We start from the raw sequence: 22,648 nt of genomic DNA, 5'->3' as shown, positions 1-22,648 counted from the left end.
GGGTCTGCGGCCTGCGGCTGCAACGGAAACCATTCGTTAAGGTTAACGGCTGTCCACAGGCAGGCAAATTCGTTCACGGACTGGCGGAAGGCCCTCAATTCACCGGCGGATAGAGCGTGTCGATGATCATGCGCGCATCGTGGCGCGAATCGAGCATGCCATAGGTGTTGCGCCACTGGCCGGCGAGCCGCGTCTCGACGAAGGCGTCCGCAATCCGCCCTGCCCCCAGCCGGCGCAATTCCGCAGCTGCCGCCGACAGCGCCAGCTGTTCGGTCAGCAGGCGGGCCGACCCCTCATCGGTGCCGGCGACCTGCATGGCCGCCTTGAGCACGCCAATGGTTCCGCGTCCGCCGGCGCCGAGATCGCGGTCGATGCCGGCCAGCACCTCCTCGAACAGGCCGGGCGCGCGGCCGAGCACGCGCAGCACGTCGAGCGCCATGACATTGCCTGAGCCCTCCCAGATCGCATTGACCGGGGCTTCGCGGTAGTAGCGGGCGAGCGGCGCTTCCTCGACATAGCCATTGCCGCCGAGGCACTCCATCGCCTCATAGAGCAGTGGCGGCGCGATCTTGCAGACCCAGTATTTGACCACCGGGGTCATGGCGCGGGCAAAAGCAGCCTCGCCGCGGTCGCCGGCAGCCTCGTCGAAGGAGCGCGCCAGTCGGAACGAGAGTGCCGTGGCGGCGGCGACATCGAGCGCCATGTCCGCCAGCACGCGCTGCATCAGCGGCTGTTCGATCAGCGTCGAGCCGGCCACCTGGCGGTGACGGGCGTGATGCACGGCCTCAGCCAGCCCCGCTCGCATGATTGCCGACGAGGCGACGGCGCAGTCGAGCCGGGTCAGCGTGACCATGTCCATGATCGTCTTTATACCGGCGCCGGGCTCGCCGACCATCTCGCCGATGGCGTTGACGAACTCTACCTCCGATGAGGCGTTGGAGCGGTTGCCGAGCTTGTCCTTCAGCCGCTGAAAGCGGAAGCCGTTGCCGGAACCGTCGCCGAGGATGCGCGGGACGAGAAAACAGGAAAGCCCTTCCGGCGCCTGTCCAAGCACGAGAAAAGCGTCCGACATCGGCGCCGACATGAACCATTTGTGGCCGGTGAGGCGATAAAAGCCGCTGCCGGCGCGTTCGGCCCGTGTGGTGTTGGCGCGCACGTCGGTGCCGCCCTGCTTTTCGGTCATGCCCATGCCGAGCGTCAGCCCGGCCTTGTCGACCGGCGGCTTCTGGCTCTGGTCGTATTTGCGCGTCGTCACGCGCGGCGCCCATTCGCGAAACAGCTTTGGGCTGGCCATCAGGGCGGCCAGCGAAGCGCTGGTCATGGTGATGGGGCAGAGATGCCCGGTCTCGAGTTCGGCGGTCAGGTAGAAACGCGCGGCGCGCACCTGATGGCGACGGCCGATCTCGCTATCGCCGTTTTCCCAGATCGAGGAATGCAGGCCGCCGGCAACCGAGCGGCGCATCAGCGCATGATAGGCCGGATGGAATTCGACGAGGTCGATGCGCCGGCCCTGACGGTCATGCGTGCGGAGCTTCGGCGTCTCGACATTGGCGAGGCGCGCCAGCTCCTGCGCCTCCTGCGTCAGGACGAACCGGCCAAGCCCGTCGAGGTCCTTGCGCACCGGATCGGAAAAACGCTCGGCAAGCTGGATCAGCAACGGATCGCCCCGCCAGGCGTTGCCGCCCGTCAGCGGCGGCGGCTGGTTGGTCACGTCGTCGGTCACGCCCAATCCTTCTGAAAGTAGAAGGGCCTTCTAACGGTAGAAAGGCCTTATCATCACAAGGCTTCGAATCCGAAGCAATCGGCTAGATATAGCCCAAGCCAGGCGGCGCGCGCGACGAAAATACCGGGGAGAAAGGCCGCAATCCCAAGCTGGCGCTTGCGGCAAGGAATTCTCCCCCCTATAGCAGCGCCTTGAGATGACCGACGCTTCGTCCCTGCCGCTTTATCCTCACCGCCATCTTCTGGGCATCCGCGATCTTTCCCCCGGTGATATCGAGCTCCTGCTCGACCGGGCCGATCGCGCCGTCGCCATTTCGCGGCAGTCCGAAAAGAAGACCTCGACGCTGCGCGGCCGCACCCACATCAACCTCTTCTACGAAGCCTCGACGCGCACGCAGTCGTCGTTCGAACTGGCCGGGAAACGGCTCGGCGCCGACGTCATGAACATGTCGGTGGCGAGCTCTTCGGTGAAGAAGGGCGAGACGCTGATCGACACGGCGATGACGCTGAACGCCATGCGGCCCGACATCCTGATCATCCGCCACCAATCGGCGGGCGCCGCCGCCCTTTTGGCGCAGAAGGTCGGCTGCTCGGTGGTCAATGCCGGCGACGGCGCGCATGAGCACCCAACGCAGGCGCTGCTCGATGCGCTGACTATCCGCCGCGCGAAGGGGCCGCTGTCGAAACTGATCGTAGCGATCTGCGGCGACATCCTGCATTCTCGCGTGGCGCGTTCCAACATCATGCTGTTGAACGCGCTTGGTGCGCAGGTGCGTGTGGTGGCGCCGTCGACCCTGCTGCCGTCCGGCATCGAGAAAATGGGCGTCATCGTCTCGCGCTCGATGGCCGAGGGCCTCAAGGGCGCCGACGTGGTGATGATGCTGCGCTTGCAGCGTGAGCGGATGGAAGGCGCCTTCGTGCCTTCGGTGCGCGAATATTTTCGCTATTTCGGCCTCGATGCCGAAAAGCTGAAGGCCGCCAAGGACGGCGCGCTGGTGATGCATCCCGGTCCGATGAACCGCGGCGTCGAGATTGCGTCCGAAATCGCCGACGGTCCCCAAAGCGTCATCCAGGAACAGGTCGAGATGGGTGTCGCCGTGCGCATGGCGGTGATGGAAGCGCTGCTCGACCCGCGCCGCAACGAGGGCCGGGTGGCATGAGCACGACGGTCTTTGAGCGCGCCCGCATCGTCGACCCGTCACGCGGCATCGACGAGGTCGGCACCGTCATCGTCGAAGGGAAAAAGATCGTTGCCGCCGGCAAGGCTGCCCTGAACCAGGGCCTGCCGGCGGGAGCCACCGTGGTCGACTGCGCCGGCAAGGCAATCATTCCCGGCCTGATCGACGCGCGCGTCTTCATCGGCGAACCGGGCGGCGAACATCGCGAGACCATCGCTTCGGCCAGCGTTGCGGCGGCGGCCGGCGGCGTTACCTCCGTCGTCATGATGCCCGACACCGACCCGGTGATCGACAATGTCGCGCTGGTCGAATTCGTGCTGCGCACCGCCCGGGACACGGCAAGCGTCAACATCTTTCCGGCGGCGGCGATCACCAAAGGCCTCGCCGGTCGCGAGATGACCGAATTCGGCCTGTTGCGCGAGGCCGGTGCGGTCGCCTTCACCGATGGGCGGCACACAATATCCAGCGCACTGGTGATGCGCCGGGCGCTGACCTATGCCCGCGATTTCGGCGGCGTCATCGCACATGAGACACAGGATGGCGACCTCGCTTCGGCAGGCGTGATGAATGAAGGCCTGTATGCCAGCTGGCTCGGCCTTGCCGGCATTCCGCGCGAGGCCGAGTCCATCCCGCTGGAGCGCGACCTGGCGCTGGCACGGCTGACGCGCGGCGCCTACCACGCGGCCAAGATCTCGACGGCGATGGCAGCGCAAGCGATGACGCGCGCGAAAGCCGACAAGGCCAATGTCACGGCGGGCGTGGCGATCCACAATCTGTCGCTGAACGAGAACGATGTCGGGGAATACCGCACCTTCTTCCGGCTGACGCCGCCTTTGCGCGCGGAGGAAGACCGGCTGGCCATGATCGAGGCGGTCAAGGACGGCACGATCGACATCATCGTCTCCTCGCACGACCCGCAGGATGTCGACACCAAGCGCCTTCCCTTCGCCGATGCAGCTGCCGGCGCGATCGGGTTGGAGACGCTGCTTGGAGCAGCGCTTCGGCTCTACCACAATGGCGACGTGCCGCTACTTCGGCTGGTCGAAACACTGTCCACCGCACCAGCAAGGCTGTTCGGCCTGCCGGGCGGCACGCTGAAGCCGGGAGCGCCGGCCGATCTTGCGCTGATCGACCTTGAAGAACCCTGGATCGTGAGTGAAAGCGGCATCCGCTCGCGCTCGAAAAACACCTGCTTCGAAGGTGCGCGGCTGCAAGGCATGGTCTTGCAAACGCTGGTGGCGGGCCGCACAGTGTTTTCGAGCTAGAGCGATCGCGCCACGTCGCAGACCGATATGTTGCTGGGGAAATGCGGGGGCAAACAATGAGTTATAACGTTATCCTGGCATTGCTGTTCGGCTATCTCCTCGGCTCGATTCCCTTCGGCCTCTTGATCACCCGCGCGGCCGGCCTCGGCGATGTGCGCAAAATCGGCTCCGGCAATATCGGCGCCACCAACGTTCTGCGCACCGGCAACAAGGGCCTCGCCGCCGCGACGCTGGTGCTCGACGCGTTGAAGGGTACGGCGGCGGTGATGATCGCGCGCCATTTTGGACACGACTACGGACTGTGGGCCGGCCTTGGACTCTGGGCGGGCCTTGGCGCCTTCCTTGGCCATCTGTTTCCGGTCTGGCTCGGTTTCAAGGGCGGCAAGGGCGTGGCGACCTATCTCGGCGTGCTGATCGCGCTCGGCTGGCATGTGGCGCTGATTTTTATCGTCGTCTGGCTGGCGATGGCTTTTCTGTTTCGCTATTCCTCGCTGGCAGCGCTGACGGCGGCGGTCATCGTGCCGATCCCGCTTTATTTCTGGAGCACACCTGAGACCGCCGGGCTGTTCCTGGTGATGAGCCTGATCGTCATCTTCAAACATCGCGCCAACATTTCGCGCCTTCTTGCCGGCACCGAAGGCAAGATCGGAGCCAAGGGTTGAGCAAGCCCGCCGCCGGGCCGCGCCTCAGCGACCGGCAGCGGCTGAGCTGGCTGCGGCTGATCCGCACACAAAATGTCGGCCCGGCCTCGTTTCGCGAATTGATCAACCGCTTTGGTTCGGCGGAGGCGGCGTTGGAGATGCTGCCCGAGCTGATGATTTCGGGCGGAGCCAAAAGGATCATGCGCATTCCTTCCGTGGAGGAAGCCGAAGCGGAACTCGACGCAGCCAGTGAAAACGGCGCCCGCTTCGTCGGCATCGGCGAGGCCGACTACCCGCCGATGCTGAAAAACATGGACAATCCGCCGCCACTGATTGCCGTGAAGGGCGAGGCAGCCGTCTTTCGCCTGCCGGCGGTGGCCATCGTCGGCGCCCGCAACGCGTCGCTCGCCGGCATCAAGATGGCGCGCATGCTGGCGGCGGATCTTGGCCGCGACGGCTACGTCATCGTTTCCGGCCTGGCGCGCGGCATCGACACGGCAGCACACCAGGGCAGTCTCTCGACTGGTACAGTGGGTGTGCTGGCCGGTGGGCTCGATGTCCCCTACCCGCCCGAAAATATCGGCTTGTGCGACGACATTGCCGAGCGTGGCGGCGCCGTTATTTCGGAAATGCCGTTCGGCTGGCAGCCGCGGGCGCAGGATTTTCCGCGCCGCAACCGGCTTGTCGCGGGCGCCGCCCTCGGACTGGTGGTGATCGAAGCTGCGCAACGCTCCGGCTCGCTGATCAGCGCGCGCCTGGCCGGCGAGATGGGCCGGCTGGTCTTTGCCGTACCGGGTTCGCCGCTCGATCCGCGCTGCGCCGGCTCCAACGGGCTGCTCAAGGATGGCGCCACCCTGGTCACCGAGGCGGCCGATGTTTCCGGTGCGATCGCACCCTTGGCGGGCACGCGAACGCGAAGCATTGCGCCGCCAGAAAAGGCACCCGATTTTTCGGCAACACCCCCGCCCGGTGAGGACGAACGCAGCGGCGTGCTCGAGGCGCTGGGCCCAACGCCGGTGGGCGTGGACGAGATCATCCGCCACACCGGCCTCAACGCCGCGCAAGTCTCCATGGTGCTGCTGGAACTCGACCTTGCCGGCCGCATCGAGCGCCATGCCGGCGGCAATGTCTCACTGGTTTCGTGACGTTCCAGCCGATCCCGCCGCACGTCGGCCGCAACTCACGCGTCGAGGGTCACGCCGGCGGCGCCAACCTCGGTATAGTCGCCAACGCCGGTACAGATGCCACCGTAGGGTATTTTCCAGGCGGCTCCCGGAAAAGCACTCCGCCATTCCAGGGCTCTCCGTTGCACTGACGATCACGCTCGCAATGGCATACTCGACAGCTGACGAAAACCGGGCTCGACAGTCTGCGCATCAGTCAGCGGAACAGATACCGCGATACCTCCGGATTGCCTCGGCGCCACATCACATTGTCCAGAAAATAATGATGCACATTGATGAAGATCAGCACGATGAAGAAGAACAGCGATGACCCCAGCACTTGCCTGTCATAGGGAATCAAGGCCGTCAGCGCGGATGGGATCAGCCAGAAGCCGAGATAGCCAAGGGCCGTGCCGCCGACGATAAAGCCGACGAGCCGAAACCTGTAGAGGGGGCCGAGAAAGGACAGGATTTTCGGCTGCGGATCGCTTTCGGCATCGGAACTGTCGCGCTCGACGTTCGTCTGGTAGCGCCAGACCACGGCGAGATACTGCAGCGAGTGGAGCGCGGGCACGATCAGCAGCCAAAGCGGGTTTACGCGCGCAATCAAGATCCAGAGATAGAGCGACGCCACATAGGCCACCAAACCGTTATAGGGCAGGCCGCCGCCGTTCTTCCGCCAACGATTGACCAGCATCAAGAGCGTGGCCGCAGTCGACGCAACGGCCGCCAGCATGGCAATGTCGGTGATCCAGGAAGGGGCCGCGAATGTGTAATAGTCCAGGCCATAATATTTGCCCTGGGTGACCGCCGTATTCGTCTGTAGCCACGCCAGGATCCACACGGCATAGGAGTTGACCAGCAGCACCTTTTTGTCCCGGTCGTCGAAGAATTTGCGCTTCAGCACCGCATCCACCATCAGCATGCCGTAGCCCTGCTTGACGTAGTGCCAACCGACAAAAAAGAACATGGCGTTGGTGGCATAGCCGAGCAGGCGCGTGTTCGCCGCCGCGGCGCCATAGGCAAAGAACCCGGCCATGACCAGGGGCACGACAATGCCCGCGAAAATGTAGCGGAGCTGCAGGCTCCTGTCGTAGCCGTCGCCCGTCACCTTGCGCCCGAAATTGCGGTAGAAGAGCTGGTAGGAGTGGGCGAAGTGGGGATAGTTCACGAGATAGGCTACGAAGACCATCGTTGCGGCCACCGGACCTTCATATTCGAGCGGAACGAGAAACAGCACCGGCAGGATGAGAAAGGCGCTGCCGCCCAGCATGAGGAAATCGGCGACCGGGCCGAAGAGGTATTTTTGAGGCGCCGCCGGCTTAGGAGCGACAGCATCCGCCGAAAGCTGAAGTGTCATGTCAGAACCCTCCCCTGGGAAAGGCTGAGTTTAGCCATCGACTGGGATGGGGACAAGGTTGGAGCTGCCGCTCCGCGCCCCAACACTGGGCCATCCTGCTGTTTCGCCAATGGTCTCGATCCGCCATGGGCTTCGAACCCGTGAACCGCTCGATAAGGCCCTCCGCTGTTAAAAAGCGCACCACCCCAATTTACGACTAACATGTTAGTGTGCTAGCACGGCATACACACCTACTTCGGAGACCTTCCGGTGACATCATGCTTTGGCCTTTCGGCCGCTCTCGCCACGCCTTTCGATGCCCGCGGGCAGATCGCCACCGATCCCATGATCGCTCAGGCCAAAAGTTGCCTGGCGCAGGGTTGCGGCAGCGTGACGCTTTTCGGCACCACAGGGGAAGGCGCGTCGGTGGGCACGACGGAGCGGCGGTCGGTGACCGAAGCCATGCTGGCTGCTGGAATCCTGCCGCATCAACTCGTTGCCGGCGTGCTGGTCGACGCCGCCGAAGACGCCGCCGAACAGGCACAGCATGCCTTGCAGCGAGGCGCCCGAAACATTCTGCTGGCCCCGCCGAGCTACTTCAAGAATGTCGGCGAGGAGGGCCTTTTCGGCTGGTTCTCCGCCGTCTTTGCCGCGCTTGGCCCCCTCGCCCGTGACGTGCTGCTCTACAACATCCCTTCGGTTACCATGGTGCAGCTTTCGCTTGGCCTGATCGGCCGATTGCGCACTGCTTTTCCCGACGTGGTCGCCGGGGTGAAGGATTCCGGTGGAAACTGGAGCTACAGCGAGGCGCTGCTTGCCGCCTATGGCGATCTGGTGATCCTGATCGGCGATGAAAGGCATCTGGCGCGTGCGGTGCGACTGGGTGCTCAAGGCGCAATCTCGGGCATGGCCAATTTCGTCCCGGGCGAAATCCGCGCCATGGCCGAGGACGGGCGCGACGATCCTCGCGTCGAGAGTTTTGTGCTCGAATTGCTCAAATATCCGGTCACCCCGGCGGTAAAGGTGATGGTGGCGCGTAAGACCGGCGACGAGCGCTGGCTGGCGGTCCGTCCGCCGCTGGAGCCGATCGCGTTGCAAGGGCAGCAGCAGCTTGCCTCAGCCTATGACAGCTTGTTTGCCAGGGAACCGGCCTGACCGGCAAAGGGAAGCGCGCCGAAATGGAAGACGGCAACGAACCGACCACCCTCAGGGAGAAGGCCTATGCCAGCTTCACGCGGCATTTGCTGGCGCGCGACTTCAAGCCAGGCCAGTTCGTGTCGCAACGTGAGCTGGTTGCCTTCACCGGACTGCCGCTCGGCGCCATTCGCGAGATCGTGCCGCGTCTCGAGGCGGAAGGACTGCTGACGACCATTCCGCAGCGCGGCATGCAGATCGCCCATATAGATATCAGCCTGATCCGCGAGGCCTTTCAGTTCCGCCTGTTCATGGAGCGTGAAGCGGTGGCGCTGTTTACGGTCAGCGCCTCCGATGCCGAGCTTGCCCGCTTGCGGCGCGAGCATGAGGACATGCATGCCCAGGCGCTTGCGCAGACCCCGACGCCGGAGATGGAGGCCAAGGCGCAGACCATCGACTGGGCCATGCACGACACGTTCATCGATGCGCTGGGCAACGAGATCATCGCCAAGGCCTATCTGGTCAATTCGGTGAAGATCCGCCTGATCCACCAGGAGCGGTTCCGTATCGACGGGCGCGTCGTGCCGGTGATGCGCGAGCACCTGGCGGTGATCGAAGCCATGGAGAGCCGCGATCCAGGGAAGGCGGTCGAGGCGATCAGTCTGCATATCGACAAGGCGCGCCGGCTGGCGCTGCAGATCTGAGGAAACCTGAGCCGCACCGCGGTCCGCGATGCAATCGATAACGACAACAACCGGGAGGAAGAAATGTCGTGCAATCTGTTCAACCCAACCAGGAGGCAACTGCTTCAGGGAACCGCGGCGCTTGCCGCCGCCGGCTTTGCGGGCGTTCGCCCAAGCTTTGCCGCCGGCGTCGACTGGAAGCGCTTTGCGGGAACGACGCTTGACGTCAATCTGGTGAAAAGCCCGCGCAGCGACACGCTGATAAAATACATCGCCGAGTTCGAGGAACTGACCGGGATCAAGGTCAATGCCGAAGCGACGCCGGAACAGCAGCAGCGCCAGAAGACGGTGATCGAACTGAGCTCCGGCAAACCGAGCTTCGACGTCGTGCATCTGAGCTACCACGTGCAGAAGCGCCAGTTCGAAAAGGGCGACTGGCTGGCCGACATATCAGGCTATCTCGCTGACCCGACCCTGACCGATCCTGCGCTGGTGGAAACCGATTTCGCCGATGCCGGCATGCTGTTTGCCAAGGACGGCCAGGGCGTGCTGCGCTCGCTGCCGTTCTCGGTGGATTACTGGATCGTCTACTGGAACAAGGAATTGTTCGAGGCCAAGGGCCTCAAATACCCTGAAACCTTCGAGCAACTGGTGGCGGCCGCCGAAGCGCTGACCGACCCGTCGACCAACACCTACGGCTTTGTCGCCCGCGGCCTGAAAAACGCCAACACGCCGGTATGGACGTCGCTGATGCTCGGCTACGACATGACGCCGCTCGATGACAAGGGCAAGCTGCGCACGACCTCGCCCGAGGCGATCGAGGCCGCCAGCCTCTACCAGCGGCTGATGACCAAGTCGGCGCCTCCAGGCGTCACCGGATTCAACTGGGCCGAAGCCCAGTCCGCCTTCCTGCAAGGCAAGATCGGCATGTGGTTCGATGGCGTCGGCTTTGCCCCGCCGATGGAAAATCCGGAAAAGTCGCGTGTGGTCGGCAAGGTCGGCTACGGCGTCATGCCCAAGGGCCCCAAGGCGCATGCCGCGGGCACCTTTGGTGACGGCCTCGGCGTGACGGCCACCAGCGAGAAGAAGGAAGCTGCCTATCTGTTCTGCCAGTGGGCGATTTCGCCTGCGATGGGTGCGCGCCTGCTGCAGGCTGGCGCCGGCGTGCCGTTCCGCAAGTCGGTGCTGGAAGACCCCAAGGTGCGCGAAGGCGTCACCATGCCGGCGAGTTGGCTCGATGCCGTGGTCGGCTCGGGCAATGTCAGCCGGCTGTCGCTGCCGGTCATCATTCCGGTCACCGAGTTCCGCGACATCTATGGCGTGGCGCTGACCAATCTGATCGCCGGCGCCGATCCGGCAGAGGAACTGAAGAAGGCCACCGAGCAGTTCCAGCCGGTGCTCGACCGGAGCGAGCAAGGCTGATGTCCGCCATCACCCCAGAACGCACCGGGGTGACGACGCAAGCCATCGAAGGGGGCCAGACCATCCGTCTGGCTCCCAACTACTGGCCTTTCGTCGTCCCGGCGCTCGTCGTCGTCGGCGCCGTGATCGTCTTTCCCTGGGCCTTCACGCTGTGGATGAGCGTCAACCGCTGGACCCTCGGACAGGCGCGAAGCTTTGCCGGGATGGAAAATTACCTGCGGCTGGCAGTCGACCAACGCTTCTGGGAATCGCTTTTCCATACGCTGACCTACACGGCGCTTTCGGTCGCGGCGCCGATGTTCCTTGGCACTGTCGCGGCGCTGATCTTCGACGCCAAATTTCCGCTGCGCGGCCTGTTGCGCGGCGTCTTCGTCATGCCGATGATGGCAACGCCAGTCGCCGTGGCGCTGGTCTGGACGATGATGTTCCATCCCCAGCTTGGCGTGCTCAACTATCTGTTGTCGCTGGTCGGCATTCCGGCGCAGGAATGGATCTTTAACGCCAGGACGGTCATCCCGTCCCTGGTTGCGGTCGAGACCTGGCAGTGGACGCCGCTGGTGATGCTGATCGTGCTGGGCGGCTTGGCCTCCGTGCCGCGCGAGCCCTTCGAGAGCGCCGAGATCGACGGCGCCAACGCCTGGCAGCAGTTCCGCTATCTCACCTTGCCGATGATCGCGCCGTTCCTGATGATCGCCATGATCATCCGCACCATCGATGCGCTGAAGAGTTTTGACATCATCTACGCGATGACCCAGGGCGGACCGGGCACGGCCTCGGAAACCATCAACATCTATCTCTACAACACCGCCTTCTCCTACTACGACATCGGCTATGGCTCGGCCATGGCCGTGGTGTTCTTCATCGTCATCGTCGCGCTGTCCTTCATCCTGCTGATGCTGCGCCAGCGCTCCCAATGGATCGGGGTGGAGGGCAAATAGATGAGTTCACGGCTGCTCAACCGGATCGGGCTGTTTTTCGCGGCTCTGGTCTTCGTCTCGCCGGCGATCCTGTTCTTCCTCTGGATGATCTCGCTGTCGCTGAAGTTCGAGATCGACAACGGTGCCTACCCGCCGATCCTGATCCCGGAACATCTCGCCTGGTCGAACTATGTGAAGGTATTCGAGGAGAACAATTTCCTGCTCTATTTCTGGAATTCGGTTCTGGTGACGGGCACGGCAACGTTGCTGGCGCTGCTGATCGGCGTGCCGGCGGGCTATGGCATCGCGCGTCTCAAGGCCGAACGCTCGGCGGTGGTCATCATGATCGCCCGCATGACGCCGGGGCTTTCCTATCTCATTCCGCTGTTCCTGCTGTTCCAGTGGGTCGGCATTCTCGGCACGCTGTGGCCGCAGATCATCATCCATCTGGTGGTGACGGTGCCGATCGTGGTCTGGGTGATGATCGGCTATTTCGAGACCACGCCGATGGAGCTGGAAGAAGCGGCCAACATCGATGGCGCCAGTTCCTGGCAGGTGTTCCGGCTGGTCGCCTTGCCCATCGCCAAGCCGGGCATTGTCGTCGCCTTCATCCTGTCGATCATCTTCTCATGGAACAATTTCGTCTTCGGCATTGTGCTCGCCAGCCGCGAGACCCGCACGCTGCCGGTCGCCGTCTACAACATGCTTTCCTACGAGCAGGTGAGCTGGGGTCCGCTCGCCGCCGCAGCACTTGTGGTCACGCTGCCGGTGCTGGTGCTGACCCTGTTCGCGCAAAGGCAGATCGTCGCCGGGCTGACCGCAGGCGCCGTCAAGGGCGGCTGAGGCACGGCCCCGACATGACTCATTTCCGGGAGAAATCCAATGGCATCGGTAACAATCAACAACGTTCAGAAGGCTTTCGGAGCCGCCAAGATCATCCACGATGTCAGCGTCGACATCGCCGATGGCGAATTCGTCATCCTGGTCGGGCCGTCGGGCTGCGGAAAGTCTACGCTGCTGCGCATGATTGCCGGACTGGAAACGATCACGGGCGGCAGGATCGCCATTGGCGATCGCGTCGTCAACAATCTCAGGGCGCGCGACCGAAACATCGCCATGGTGTTCCAGAACTACGCGCTCTATCCGCATATGACGGTGGCCGACAATATGGGCTTTGCCCTGAAGATCAAGAAAGCCGATCCGGCCGACACCGCCGGCCGCGTCGGGAGGGCCGCCAGCATTCTCGGCCTGGACAAGCTGCTCGACCGCTATCCGCGTCAGCTTTCCGGCGGCCAGCGCCAGCGCGTCGCCATGGGCCGCGCCATCGTGCGCGACCCGCAGGTGTTCCTGTTCGACGAGCCGCTGTCCAATCTCGACGCCAAATTGCGCGTGCAGATGCGCGGCGAGATCAAGGCGCTGCACCAGCGGCTGGGAACCACCACCATCTACGTCACCCACGACCAGATCGAGGCCATGACCATGGCCGACAAGATCGTCGTGCTGCATGACGGCCTTGTCGAGCAGATCGGCGCGCCGCTCGATCTCTACGATCGCCCGGCCAACCTCTTCGTTGCCGGCTTCATCGGCTCGCCGGCGATGAATTTCATTCGCGGCCATGTCGAGGAAGGCGTTTTCCGCAGCGCCGGTGGACTGATCTTGCCGCTGCCAGAAGGCATCGACCTGACCAACATTCCCGGCGGCGACCTCATCTACGGCATCCGGCCCGAACACATCCGAGCGACGACCGCCAAAGGAATCCCCGGCACGATCGTGCTTTTGGAAGCAACGGGTTCGGAAATCTTTGCCAGGGTCGACTGCGCCGGAGAAGAAATCTCCTGCCTTTTCCGCGAGCGGCTGGCACTGAAACAGGGCGAGCAGATGCGCATCGAGATTGACCGCGCCTGTGCTCATCTGTTCGACGTCAAGACCGGGCGGCGATTGTAGGGGGCTGCTGACAGGGAGCAACTTTCGCACGAAATATTTCTGGTGAGCGCGTCGGGGTTCGAACCCGAGACCTACTGATTAAAAGTCAGTTGCTCTACCGGCTGAGCTACGCGCTCCCGCGGGCTCTAAAGGCCGCCCTCGAAATTGCGCGGAACATAGGGAGAGTGCCGCGACCGGTCAACCGGAAAAAGATGGCCGTTCCACCGGGGTTTCGGCCATCGCCCGACGCGCCGCAAATTGCGTCGTCACCAGCCCGGTGAGCCGCTCCCGCAACGTGGTCGCCGCTTCGATCTGTTGGCGCGCGAAACGCGCCTTTTCTCACGCGCCAAATTCGAGAAACATTACAAATCAGCAACTTACTGTTTTGGTGGAAACCATCGCACGAGCGGGCCGTTTTCGTCTCACAAGGGACGTCAACCACCCTTCAAGGAGAAGATCATGAACAAGATCGCAACGGGTCTACTGGCGACCACCCTGTCAATTTCGTTTGCCGCGGCCGCCGCTATGCCGGCCAATGCCGCCCAGATGTTCGTGCCCCAGTCATCAGCAACTTCGTCCGACATCGTGAATGTGGGCGATTCTCGTCATGACAACTGGCGGTGGATGCGCCATGGCAACCGCAATTCCGGCAATCGCGATTTCCGCGTAGGCCGCCAGTTCTCGCGCAACAATGATGGCGGCAGCTATTGGAATGGCCATCGCGGCTATCGCGAATATCACCGCGGCTATCGCCGTCACGGCGACTACTGGTTCCCGCTGGCTGCCTTCGCCACCGGCGCCTTGATCACCGGTGCGATCGTCAACAGCGAGAACAACCGCGGCGATGCCCATGTGCAGTGGTGCTACGACCGCTATCGGTCGTACCGCGCTTCGGACAACACATTCCAGCCCAATTACGGCCCGCGTCAACAGTGCAATTCGCCCTATTGAGCTGAGTTGGTACCAAGTGTTGAGTAGAAAAGCCTGCGCCGGCAACGGCGCGGGCCTTTCCGTAGGTTGCTTGGGTACGGGCGCGGCGGATTAGCTGGCCCAATTGACGCTCTTGAAGATCAGATACAGGGCTCCGCCTTCACCACGCGGAGAACGGTATGCACCGAGGCCGTTGCAGATTCGAACCGCAACTGCGGTCATCTTCCAGCCGAGCACTTCCAGGTCGTTGTTCAAATCTATCGCATAGGATTGAGCCAGCTCATCAATGGAATGCTCCTGTCCGAATGACCGAACCAGCTTTGCGTCGGCAAGCAGTTCGCCAGGCAGGTTTGAATTTGCCCAAGCCCAGAGCCAGTTGCTGGCCTTGGCACTCGTCGATCCGGCGATTTGGATTTCGGCGACGACCTTGGTGATGCCGTTGTCCGAGAACAGAAGCTTTCCTTCCGTCAGATCATAGTCATAGCGAGGCCAACTGCCGAGTCGGAATGCCTGCTGCAAGCGTGCATTCTTTGCATCCAATTGTTCGACAGCCTCGTCGCGCCAGGCGACATACCAGTGTGGATTCATCCCCTTCCCCCGCCACGATTTACTACCGTACGCTCAGCGTCCGGCGCACCGCATCGCGCCAGCCGGCCAGTTTTGCCGAACGCACCGTGGCATCCATGTCCGGCTTGAAGCGGCGCTCGAGCGCCCAGCTCTTGGCAAAATCCTTCGCCTTCGGCCACACGCCTGCTTTCGAGCCGGCAAGCCACGCCGCACCCAGCGCCGTCGTCTCCAGAATGGTCGGGCGATCGACCGGCGCATCGAGGATATCGGCCAGCCGCTGCATGGTCCAGTCGGAGGCCACCATGCCGCCGTCGACGCGAAGCACGGTTTTGGCCGACGCCCCCTTCCAGTCCTTGCGCATTGCGTCGAGGAGATCGCGCGTCTGGTAGGCGACGGATTCCAGCGCCGCGCGGGCGAACTCCGCCGGGCCAGAGTTGCGGGTCAGCCCGAAGATCGCGCCACGCGCCTCGGCGTCCCAATGCGGCGCGCCGAGACCGACGAAAGCCGGCACCAGATAGACGTTCTGCGTGGGGTCGGCGGTTGCCGCCAAAACGCCGCTATGCTCGGCCTTGCCGATCACCTTGATGCCGTCGCGCAGCCATTGCACGGCGGCACCGGCGATGAAGATCGAGCCTTCCAAGGCATAGGTAGTCTTGCCGTTCAGCCGATAGGCGATGGTGGTCAACAGCCGGTTCTTCGAGCGCACCAGATCGGCGCCGGTGTTGAGCAGCGCAAAGCAGCCGGTGCCATAGGTCGATTTCATCATGCCTGGCTCGAAACAGGCCTGGCCGATGGTCGCTGCGTGCTGATCGCCGGCCACGCCAAGGATTTTGATTTCGGCGCCAAACAGGCTTTTTTCCGTCACGCCGTAGTCGTCGGCGCAATCCTTAACCTCAGGCAGCATCGCCACCGGGATGCGCAGGATGGAGAGCAGCTCGTCGTCCCAGACATTTTTCTCGATGTTGTAGACCAGCGTGCGCGAGGCGTTGGTGGCATCTGTCGCATGCACCTTGCCGCCGGTCAGCCGCCAGATCAAAAAACTGTCGATGGTGCCGGCGAGCAGTTCGCCCTTTTCGGCTCGCTTTCTCGCACCGTTCACCTTGTCCAGCATCCAGGCGATCTTGGTGCCGGAGAAATAGGCATCGAGCAGCAGGCCGGTCTTCTTGGTGAACTTTTTCTCCAGGCCCTGTTTTTTCAGCTTCTGGCAGAGCGGCGCGGTGCGGCGGTCCTGCCAGACGATGGCATTGTGGATCGGCTTGCCAGTCGCCTTGTCCCAGATGACGACGGTTTCGCGCTGGTTGGTGATGCCGATCGCCGCCACATCTGAGGCCTCGCGGCCGGCGGCCTTCAGCGCGCCTTTGACCGTCGCGACGACGCTTGCCCAGATCTCTTCCGGATCATGCTCGACCCAGCCGGAGGCAGGATAATGCTGCGTGAATTCCTGCTGCTTGCTGCCGGCGACCTTCATCGCGCCGTCGAACAGGATCGCCCTGGTCGATGTCGTACCCTGGTCGATTGCAAGGATGTATCCGGTCATTAGTCCTCCCGGTAGCTCGCCTATACAAACAGGGGAGACGGCAAGATGCCGCCTCCCCGTTCACTATGATCCTGGCGCGTACGCCAAGATTACTTCTGCCAGCTCTTCACCAGTTCGTCGTAGTTGATGGTGATCGGCTTTTCCTTCTCGTTCTCGATCTTCAGCTGAGGCGCGAGATTGCCGTTCTTGACCGCGTCGGCGTTCCAGTAGGCGAGGTCATGCTCTTCGGCCATCTTCGGGCCGATATCGCCCTGGACGCCCGACTTCTCGATGCGGGTCATGACTTTTTCCTGCTCGGCGCAGAGCGAGTCCATGGCTTCCTGCGCCGTCTTGGCGCCGGACGAGGCATCGCCGATCGCCTGCCACCAGAGCTGTGCCAGCTTCGGATAATCGGGCACGTTGGTGCCGGTCGGCGACCACTGAACGCGGGCCGGCGAGCGGTAGAACTCGATCAGACCACCGAGCTTCGGCGCACGTTCGGTGAAGCTCTTGTCGTGGATCGTGCTTTCGCGGATGAAGGTCAAGCCGACATGGCTCTTCTTCACGTCGACCGTCTTCGAGGTCACGAACTGCGCGTAGAGCCAGGCGGCCTTGGCGCGGTCGGTCGGCGTCGACTTCATCAGCGTCCAGGAACCCACGTCCTGATAGCCGAGCTTCATGCCGTCCTTCCAGTAGACGCCATGCGGCGACGGGGCCATGCGCCACTTCGGCGTTCCGTCGTCGTTCAGCACCGCCTTGGCGCCGGCGTCGACCATCGAAGCGGTGAAGGCGGTGTACCAGAATATCTGCTGCGCGACCGCACCCTGTGCCGGCACCGGGCCGGATTCGGAGAAGGTCATGCCCTGGGCTTCGGCCGGAGCGTAGGCCTTCAGCCAGTCGAGGTATTTCTGGATGGAGTAGACGGCAGCCGGGCCGTTGGTGTCGCCGCCGCGCGCCGTGCAGGAGCCGACCGGCTGTGATTTCTCGTTGACCTTGATGCCCCATTCGTCGACCGGCAGGCCGTTCGGCAGGCCCTTGTCGCCGTTGCCGGCCATCGACAGCCAGGCGTCGGTGAAGCGCCAGCCGAGCGACGGGTCCTTCTTGCCGTAGTCCATGTGGCCATAGACCTTCTTGCCGTCGATCTCGCGGCCGGTGAAGAACTCGGCGATGTCCTCATAGGCCGACCAGTTGACGGGAACGCCGAGGTCGTAGCCGTATTTCGCCTTGAAGTCGGCCTTGTTCTTCTCGTCGTTGAACCAGTCATAACGGAACCAGTAGAGGTTGGCGAACTGCTGGTCGGGCAGCTGATAGAGCTTCTTGTCCGGCGCCGTGGTGAAGGAGGTGCCGATAAAATCCTTCAGGTCGAGGTTGGGATTGGTAACGTCCTTGCCCTCGCCCGCCATCCAGTCGGTCAGGTTGCGGACCTGCTGGTAGCGCCAGTGGGTGCCGATCAGGTCGGAATCGTTGACCCAGCCGTCATAAAGGTTCTGGCCGGTCTGCATCTGGGTCTGGATCTTCTCGACGACGTCGCCTTCCTGGATGACGTCATGCGTGATCTTGATGCCAGTGATGGCGGTAAAGGCCGGCGCCAGCACCTGCGATTCATACTGGTGGGTGGCGATGGTTTCGGACACGACCTTGATGTCCATGCCGGCGAAAGGCTTCGCGGCATCGATGAACCACTGCATTTCTGCTTCCTGGCCGGCGCGGTCGAGCGTCGACAGCGGGCCGATTTCCTTGTCCAGAAACGCCTTGGCCTCATCCATTCCGGCGTAGGCGTTGCCTACCCCGAGCAACAGGACAAGGGCAGTTGTTGATGTTAAAAATTGCCGTCGCATAGGTTTCCTCCACATTTAGGTTTCAAGTGCGATCTGGAACGGCCGCCGGCACGCGGTCGATCCAACAGTTTCCCCCTCTATACGTAGCGGAACACGCCGACGGCGTAGACCACGGAGAGAGCGAGAGCCCACCATAGGTTGGATCCGACAAGACCCAGCCAAGCGAGATGGATAAAGGCGCTGCCAAGCAGCGACAGAAAAAGACGGTCGCCGCGCGTCGTCTCGAAGCGCAGGATGCCGACGCGCGGATTGCCGCCCGGCGAGGCAAATTCCCAAAACGCCATGCCGCACAGCAGCAGAAGAATGGTGCCGAAGAACGCCGCCGTCGGCCACGTCCACGCCATCCAGGTGAGGTCGAGATTCATGGTGACACCCTCCCCAGGGCAAAGCCCTTGGCGGTGGTGGTGAGGATGAACCCGTGCTTTTGTTTCATCACACCCTCCCCAGGGCGAAGCCCTTGGCGATGTAGTTGCGGACAAACCAGATGACGAGCGCGCCGGGGATCAGCGTCAGCACGCCGGCGGCGGCAAGCAGGCCCCAATCCATGCCGGCGGCCGAAACGGTGCGGGTCATGGTGGCGGCGATGGGCTTGGCATCGGTGGTCGTCAGCGTGCGAGCGATCAAAAGCTCGACCCATGAGAACATGAAGCAGAAGAAGCAGGCGACACCGATGCCACTGGCGATCAGCGGCATGAATATCCTGACGAAGAAGCGCGGGAAGGAGTAGCCGTCGATATAGGCTGTTTCGTCGATCTCTTTGGGCACGCCCGACATGAAGCCTTCGAGGATCCACACCGCCAGCGGCACGTTGAACAGGCAGTGCGCCAGCGCCACAGCGATGTGGGTGTCGATCAGGCCGAAAGCCGAATAGAGCTGGAAGAACGGCAGCGCGAACACTGCCGGCGGCGCCATGCGGTTGGTCAGCAGCCAGAAGAACAGATGCTTGTCGCCGAGGAAGCGGTAGCGCGAAAAGGCGTAGGCCGCCGGCAGCGCCGCAGCCACGGAAATCACCATGTTCATGACAACATAGGTGATCGAGTTGATGTAGCCCGAATACCAGGACGCATCGGTGAAGATAGTGACGTAGTTGGCGATCGTAGGCTGATGTGGATAGAGCGTCAGCGAGGAGACGATCTCGGCATTGGTCTTGAAGCTCATGTTGATGAGCCAGTAGATCGGCAGCAGAAGCACGATGATGTAGATCGTCGGCACGATCCACCACCAGCGCGATTCCTCGCCGCGCTTGCGCATCAGCCGGGCGACCTGATCCTGCGAAAGCGTGCTCGCCAATTTTCCCGAAGCGGTGGTTTCGCTCACTCTGTCGGCTCTTTCGTTGGCGCCGCTCATCTCAGCGCTCCGCGTCGTAGTTGGTCATCACGGTGTAGAACACCCACGACAACAACAGGATGATCAGGAAGTAGACCAGCGACATGGCGGCCGCCGGACCGAGGTCGAACTGGCCGAGCGCGGTCTTGACGAGGTCGATCGACAGGAAGGTGGTCGAGTTGCCGGGGCCGCCGCCGGTGACGACGAAGGGCTCGGTGTAGATCATGAAGCTATCCATGAAGCGCAACAGCACGGCGATCAAAAGCACACGCTGCATCTTCGGCAGCTGGATATAACGGAACACCGCCCAGCGCGAGGCGCCGTCGATCTTGGCCGCCTGGTAGAAGGCATCCGGGATCGAAACCAGGCCGGCATAGCAGAGCAGCACGACAAGGCTGGTCCAGTGCCAGACGTCCATGATGATGATGGTGACCCAGGCGTCGAACGGATCCTGAACGTAATTGTAGTCGATGCCGAGCGCGTTGACGTAGTAGCCGAGCAGGCCGATGTCGTTGCGGCCGAAGACCTGCCAGATGGTGCCGACAACGTTCCACGGAATGAGCAGCGGCAACGACATAAGCACCAGGCAGACCGGCACGCCCCAGCCCTTCTTCGGCATGTTGAGCGCGATGAATATGCCGAGCGGCACTTCGATGGCCAGAATGATGAAGGAGAAGATCAGGTTGCGCACCATCGCTTCCCAGAAGCGGCTGGACGACAGCAGTTCCTCGAACCACTGGGTGCCTGCCCAGAAGAAGACGTTGTTGCCGAAGGTGTCCTGCACCGAATAGTTGACGACCGTCATCAGCGGAATGACGGCCGAGAACGCCACCAGCACCAGCACCGGCAGCACCAGGAACCAGGCCTTGTTGTTCCAGGTCTTTTCCATCTATGCCCCCATCTCGACACGCCCCATCTCAACCAGCCAGGAATCGGCATAGATGTTGATGCCGGCCGGATCGAAGCGAACCTTTGGGTCGGCCGGCACGCTCTCGTCCTCGCCGATGACGGCAGCGATCTCGCGGCCTTCGAGGCTGGCGCGCACCACCTTGTGGCGGCCGAGATCCTCGACCTTGCTGATTTTAACCGCCATGCCGTCACGGCCGAGCCTGACATATTCGGGGCGGATGCCGAGTTCGATGGCGCCGGAGCTCCCAGCGGCGGTCTTTGGCGCGCCGGGCAGCTCGATCCGCTGGCTGCCGATGGTCGCGGTCTTGCCGTCGATCGCCACCGGCATGACGTTCATCCCGGGCGAGCCGATGAAATAACCGACGAAAGTGTGGCGCGGGCGCTCGAACAATTCGGCCGGCGTGCCGATCTGGACGATACCGCCATCATACATGACGACGACCTGGTCGGCGAAGGTCAGCGCTTCAGTCTGGTCATGGGTGACATAGACCATGGTGTAGCCGAAGCGGCGGTGAAGTTGCTTCAATTGCGAGCGCAGCACCCACTTCATATGCGGATCGATGACCGTCAGCGGTTCGTCGAACAGGATGGCATTGACATCCGAGCGCACCAGGCCGCGGCCGAGCGAGATCTTCTGCTTCTGGTCGGCGGTCAGGCCCCTCGCCTTCTTCTTCGCCCACGACGCCAGGTCGATCATCTCCAACGTCTCGCGCACCTTGCGGTCGACATCGGCCTCCGGCACGCCGCGGTTGCGCAGCGGGAAGGCCAGATTGTCGTACACCGTCATGGTGTCGTAGATGACCGGGAATTGGAACACCTGCGCAATATTGCGCTCCTGCGTCGACAGATTGGTGACGTCCTTGCCGTTGAACAGCAACTCACCGTGCGAGGGTTGCAGAAGTCCCGAAATGATGTTGAGCAGCGTGGTCTTGCCGCAACCCGAGGGCCCAAGCAGCGCATAGGCGCCGCCATCCTCGAAAGTGTGGTGCACTTCCCGCAGCGCAAAATCGGCATCCTTCTGCGGGTTGGGCAGGTAGGAGTGCCTGACATGGTTGACGTCGATGCGCGCCATCTCTTTCTTCCCCTTCAGGCCGCAAGCTTCGGCGCGGCGACGGCGCTGCCGTTGCTGTCGAAGACCATGATGTGGCGCGGATCGATAAACACCTCGATCTCGGCGTCGGGCTCGAAATCGCGGATGCCGTGGGTCAGCATGACCCAGCGCGCGTCGGCGAAATCGAGATGGATGAAGCTTTCCGAGCCGGTAATCTCGGTGATCGTCACCTTGGCGCGCACCGGCACGGCGGCAGCGTTGGGCCGCTCGAGCGACAGATGATGCGGCTGGAAGCCGATCGTGTAGTTGGCGTCGGAAATGCCGGCGAGTTCGGCCGGTACCGGCAGCTTGACGCCGCCCTCGAGAAGGAAATCGGGACCTTTCTTGGCCAGCACGATGGTGTTGAGCGGCGGATCGGCAAAGGTTTTCGCCGTCACCAGGTCGATCGGCTTGCGGAAGACGTCGATGGTCGGCCCGAATTGGGTGATCCGCCCCTCGGACAGCGTCGCCGTATTGCCGCCGAGCAGCAAGGCTTCATGCGGCTCGGTCGTGGCGTAGACGAAAATAGTGCCGGCGGCGGCAAATATCTTGGGCAGTTCGGCGCGCAGCTCCTCGCGCAATTTGTAGTCGAGGTTGGCGAGCGGCTCGTCGAGCAGCACCAGGCTGGCATTCTTGACAATGGCGCGGGCCAGCGCCGTACGCTGCTGCTGGCCGCCGGACAGGCTGAGCGGCGTGCGGTCGAGATAGGGTGTGAGCTTCAAAAGCCCTGCCGCGTTGCGGACTTCCTTGTCGATCTTGGCCTGGTCGGTGCCGGCGACGCGCAACGGCGAGGCGATGTTCTCGTAGACGGTCATCGCGGGGTAGTTGATGAACTGCTGATAGACCATGGCGATCTTGCGCTGCTGCACCGGCATGCCGGTGACATTCTGGCCGTCGAACCAGACTGAACCGGTGGTCGGCACGTCGAGTCCGGCCATCAGCCGCATCAGGCTGGTCTTGCCCGACAGTGTCGGCCCGAGCAAAACGTTGAGCGAGCCGTGCTGAAGCGTCAGCGACACGTCGCGGATATGCTCCACCGCGCCGACCATCTTCGTCACGTTTCTCAGTTCCAGCATGATGCCTCC

At 62.8% G+C, this 22,648-nt stretch carries 21 protein-coding genes and 1 tRNA gene; 11 read left to right on the top strand and 11 right to left on the bottom strand.

Annotated features, from left to right (window positions below; all coding sequences use genetic code 11):
• Positions 1-94: 94 nt before the first annotated feature.
• On the bottom strand, positions 95-1,723 hold the full coding sequence (locus NKI35_RS16735; RefSeq protein ID WP_023670993.1) for a DNA alkylation response protein: 1,629 nt from the start codon (positions 1,721-1,723) through the stop codon (positions 95-97).
• A gap of 196 nt (positions 1,724-1,919) precedes the next feature.
• On the opposite strand from NKI35_RS16735, the gene NKI35_RS16730 reads away from it, so the two are divergent.
• Genes NKI35_RS16730 through dprA form a run of 4 tightly spaced genes read left to right on the top strand, consistent with a single transcriptional unit; the run spans position 1,920 to position 5,951 of the window.
• Positions 1,920-2,882: an aspartate carbamoyltransferase catalytic subunit gene (locus NKI35_RS16730; RefSeq protein ID WP_352740938.1), complete on the top strand. Its 963-nt coding sequence runs from the start codon at positions 1,920-1,922 to the stop codon at positions 2,880-2,882.
• Positions 2,879-4,165, top strand: a complete 1,287-nt coding sequence (locus tag NKI35_RS16725; RefSeq protein WP_023706213.1) for a dihydroorotase — start codon at positions 2,879-2,881, stop codon at positions 4,163-4,165. The genes NKI35_RS16730 and NKI35_RS16725 overlap by 4 nt, the downstream gene beginning before the upstream one ends.
• Positions 4,166-4,221: 56 nt before the next feature.
• Positions 4,222-4,827 (top strand): glycerol-3-phosphate 1-O-acyltransferase PlsY, encoded by a 606-nt coding sequence (gene plsY / locus NKI35_RS16720; protein ID WP_023670990.1) that lies wholly within the window; start codon positions 4,222-4,224, stop codon positions 4,825-4,827.
• Positions 4,824-5,951 carry a DNA-processing protein DprA gene (gene dprA / locus NKI35_RS16715; protein WP_023670989.1) on the top strand — a complete coding sequence of 376 codons (1,128 nt, stop codon included), beginning with the start codon at positions 4,824-4,826 and terminating at the stop codon, positions 5,949-5,951. Before plsY ends, dprA begins: the two co-directional genes overlap by 4 nt.
• A gap of 235 nt (positions 5,952-6,186) precedes the next feature.
• On the opposite strand, the gene NKI35_RS16710 is transcribed toward dprA, so the two are convergent.
• Positions 6,187-7,329, bottom strand: coding sequence for a hypothetical protein (locus tag NKI35_RS16710; protein ID WP_352740935.1), 1,143 nt, complete (start codon positions 7,327-7,329; stop codon positions 6,187-6,189).
• Between the two features lie 249 nt (positions 7,330-7,578).
• On the opposite strand from NKI35_RS16710, the gene NKI35_RS16705 reads away from it, so the two are divergent.
• The 6 genes from NKI35_RS16705 (at position 7,579) to NKI35_RS16680 (ending at position 13,408) form a co-directional block, all read left to right on the top strand.
• On the top strand, positions 7,579-8,463 hold the full coding sequence (locus NKI35_RS16705; protein WP_352740933.1) for a dihydrodipicolinate synthase family protein: 885 nt from the start codon (positions 7,579-7,581) through the stop codon (positions 8,461-8,463).
• 23 nt (positions 8,464-8,486) lie between these two features.
• The gene (locus tag NKI35_RS16700; protein WP_023706209.1) at positions 8,487-9,146 is read left to right on the top strand and encodes a GntR family transcriptional regulator; all 660 of its coding nucleotides are present in this window, start codon (positions 8,487-8,489) and stop codon (positions 9,144-9,146) included.
• A 63-nt stretch (positions 9,147-9,209) separates the two neighbouring features.
• Positions 9,210-10,547 carry an ABC transporter substrate-binding protein gene (locus NKI35_RS16695; RefSeq protein ID WP_023745127.1) on the top strand — a complete coding sequence of 446 codons (1,338 nt, stop codon included), beginning with the start codon at positions 9,210-9,212 and terminating at the stop codon, positions 10,545-10,547.
• Entirely contained in the window at positions 10,547-11,485 is a 939-nt protein-coding gene (locus NKI35_RS16690) for a carbohydrate ABC transporter permease (RefSeq protein ID WP_023670984.1), read from the top strand. Before NKI35_RS16695 ends, NKI35_RS16690 begins: the two co-directional genes overlap by 1 nt.
• Complete coding sequence (locus NKI35_RS16685; RefSeq protein WP_023700756.1) at positions 11,486-12,307, top strand: carbohydrate ABC transporter permease; 822 nt, start codon at positions 11,486-11,488, stop codon at positions 12,305-12,307.
• Positions 12,308-12,346: 39 nt separating this feature from the next.
• Positions 12,347-13,408, top strand: a complete 1,062-nt coding sequence (locus NKI35_RS16680) for an ABC transporter ATP-binding protein (RefSeq protein ID WP_352740931.1) — start codon at positions 12,347-12,349, stop codon at positions 13,406-13,408.
• 40 nt (positions 13,409-13,448) lie between these two features.
• Here NKI35_RS16680 and NKI35_RS16675 read toward each other — a convergent pair.
• A tRNA-Lys gene (locus NKI35_RS16675) sits at positions 13,449-13,524 on the bottom strand.
• Between the two features lie 322 nt (positions 13,525-13,846).
• On the opposite strand from NKI35_RS16675, the gene NKI35_RS16670 reads away from it, so the two are divergent.
• Positions 13,847-14,338: a BA14K family protein gene (locus tag NKI35_RS16670; RefSeq protein WP_023684657.1), complete on the top strand. Its 492-nt coding sequence runs from the start codon at positions 13,847-13,849 to the stop codon at positions 14,336-14,338.
• Positions 14,339-14,428: 90 nt separating this feature from the next.
• Here NKI35_RS16670 and NKI35_RS16665 read toward each other — a convergent pair whose 3' ends face one another.
• The 8 genes from NKI35_RS16665 to NKI35_RS16630 all read right to left on the bottom strand — a co-directional run bounded on the left by NKI35_RS16665 (position 14,429) and on the right by NKI35_RS16630 (position 22,639).
• A complete protein-coding gene (locus NKI35_RS16665) occupies positions 14,429-14,905 on the bottom strand; it encodes a DUF6882 domain-containing protein (RefSeq protein WP_023826984.1) in 477 nt (158 codons plus the stop codon).
• Between the two features lie 22 nt (positions 14,906-14,927).
• Positions 14,928-16,421, bottom strand: coding sequence for a glycerol kinase GlpK (gene glpK / locus NKI35_RS16660; protein ID WP_352740928.1), 1,494 nt, complete (start codon positions 16,419-16,421; stop codon positions 14,928-14,930).
• Between the two features lie 89 nt (positions 16,422-16,510).
• On the bottom strand, positions 16,511-18,238 hold the full coding sequence (locus tag NKI35_RS16655) for an ABC transporter substrate-binding protein (protein ID WP_023670978.1): 1,728 nt from the start codon (positions 18,236-18,238) through the stop codon (positions 16,511-16,513).
• 77 nt (positions 18,239-18,315) lie between these two features.
• A complete protein-coding gene (locus NKI35_RS16650; protein ID WP_023670977.1) occupies positions 18,316-18,603 on the bottom strand; it encodes a DUF2160 domain-containing protein in 288 nt (95 codons plus the stop codon).
• Positions 18,604-18,670: 67 nt separating this feature from the next.
• Positions 18,671-19,585 (bottom strand): carbohydrate ABC transporter permease, encoded by a 915-nt coding sequence (locus NKI35_RS16645; RefSeq protein ID WP_023670976.1) that lies wholly within the window; start codon positions 19,583-19,585, stop codon positions 18,671-18,673.
• Position 19,586: 1 nt separating this feature from the next.
• Positions 19,587-20,453, bottom strand: a complete 867-nt coding sequence (locus tag NKI35_RS16640) for a carbohydrate ABC transporter permease (RefSeq protein WP_023670975.1) — start codon at positions 20,451-20,453, stop codon at positions 19,587-19,589.
• A complete protein-coding gene (locus NKI35_RS16635; protein ID WP_023696519.1) occupies positions 20,454-21,545 on the bottom strand; it encodes an ABC transporter ATP-binding protein in 1,092 nt (363 codons plus the stop codon).
• Positions 21,546-21,559: 14 nt separating this feature from the next.
• Entirely contained in the window at positions 21,560-22,639 is a 1,080-nt protein-coding gene (locus NKI35_RS16630; RefSeq protein ID WP_023696518.1) for an ABC transporter ATP-binding protein, read from the bottom strand.
• Positions 22,640-22,648 lie beyond the last annotated feature (9 nt).

It is taken from the genome of Mesorhizobium sp. M0676 (assembly GCF_040320535.1).
GTDB lineage: Bacteria > Pseudomonadota > Alphaproteobacteria > Rhizobiales > Rhizobiaceae > Mesorhizobium.
This window is presented reverse-complemented; position numbering and strand designations above follow the sequence as displayed.

Excerpts from the sequence above, each read along its gene's own strand:
- NKI35_RS16730 (WP_352740938.1), top strand. The coding sequence starts at position 1,920 with ATGACCGACGCTTCGTCCCTGCCGCTTTATCCTCACCGCCATCTTCTG.
- NKI35_RS16725 (WP_023706213.1), top strand. The coding sequence starts at position 2,879 with ATGAGCACGACGGTCTTTGAGCGCGCCCGCATCGTCGACCCGTCACGC.
- plsY (WP_023670990.1), top strand. The coding sequence starts at position 4,222 with ATGAGTTATAACGTTATCCTGGCATTGCTGTTCGGCTATCTCCTCGGC.
- NKI35_RS16710 (WP_352740935.1), bottom strand. The coding sequence starts at position 7,329 with ATGACACTTCAGCTTTCGGCGGATGCTGTCGCTCCTAAGCCGGCGGCG.
- NKI35_RS16700 (WP_023706209.1), top strand. The coding sequence starts at position 8,487 with ATGGAAGACGGCAACGAACCGACCACCCTCAGGGAGAAGGCCTATGCC.
- NKI35_RS16695 (WP_023745127.1), top strand. The coding sequence starts at position 9,210 with ATGTCGTGCAATCTGTTCAACCCAACCAGGAGGCAACTGCTTCAGGGA.
- NKI35_RS16690 (WP_023670984.1), top strand. The coding sequence starts at position 10,547 with ATGTCCGCCATCACCCCAGAACGCACCGGGGTGACGACGCAAGCCATC.
- NKI35_RS16685 (WP_023700756.1), top strand. The coding sequence starts at position 11,486 with ATGAGTTCACGGCTGCTCAACCGGATCGGGCTGTTTTTCGCGGCTCTG.
- NKI35_RS16680 (WP_352740931.1), top strand. The coding sequence starts at position 12,347 with ATGGCATCGGTAACAATCAACAACGTTCAGAAGGCTTTCGGAGCCGCC.
- NKI35_RS16670 (WP_023684657.1), top strand. The coding sequence starts at position 13,847 with ATGAACAAGATCGCAACGGGTCTACTGGCGACCACCCTGTCAATTTCG.
- NKI35_RS16665 (WP_023826984.1), bottom strand. The coding sequence starts at position 14,905 with ATGAATCCACACTGGTATGTCGCCTGGCGCGACGAGGCTGTCGAACAA.
- glpK (WP_352740928.1), bottom strand. The coding sequence starts at position 16,421 with ATGACCGGATACATCCTTGCAATCGACCAGGGTACGACATCGACCAGG.
- NKI35_RS16655 (WP_023670978.1), bottom strand. The coding sequence starts at position 18,238 with ATGCGACGGCAATTTTTAACATCAACAACTGCCCTTGTCCTGTTGCTC.
- NKI35_RS16650 (WP_023670977.1), bottom strand. The coding sequence starts at position 18,603 with ATGAATCTCGACCTCACCTGGATGGCGTGGACGTGGCCGACGGCGGCG.
- NKI35_RS16645 (WP_023670976.1), bottom strand. The coding sequence starts at position 19,585 with ATGAGCGGCGCCAACGAAAGAGCCGACAGAGTGAGCGAAACCACCGCT.
- NKI35_RS16640 (WP_023670975.1), bottom strand. The coding sequence starts at position 20,453 with ATGGAAAAGACCTGGAACAACAAGGCCTGGTTCCTGGTGCTGCCGGTG.
- NKI35_RS16635 (WP_023696519.1), bottom strand. The coding sequence starts at position 21,545 with ATGGCGCGCATCGACGTCAACCATGTCAGGCACTCCTACCTGCCCAAC.
- NKI35_RS16630 (WP_023696518.1), bottom strand. The coding sequence starts at position 22,639 with ATGCTGGAACTGAGAAACGTGACGAAGATGGTCGGCGCGGTGGAGCAT.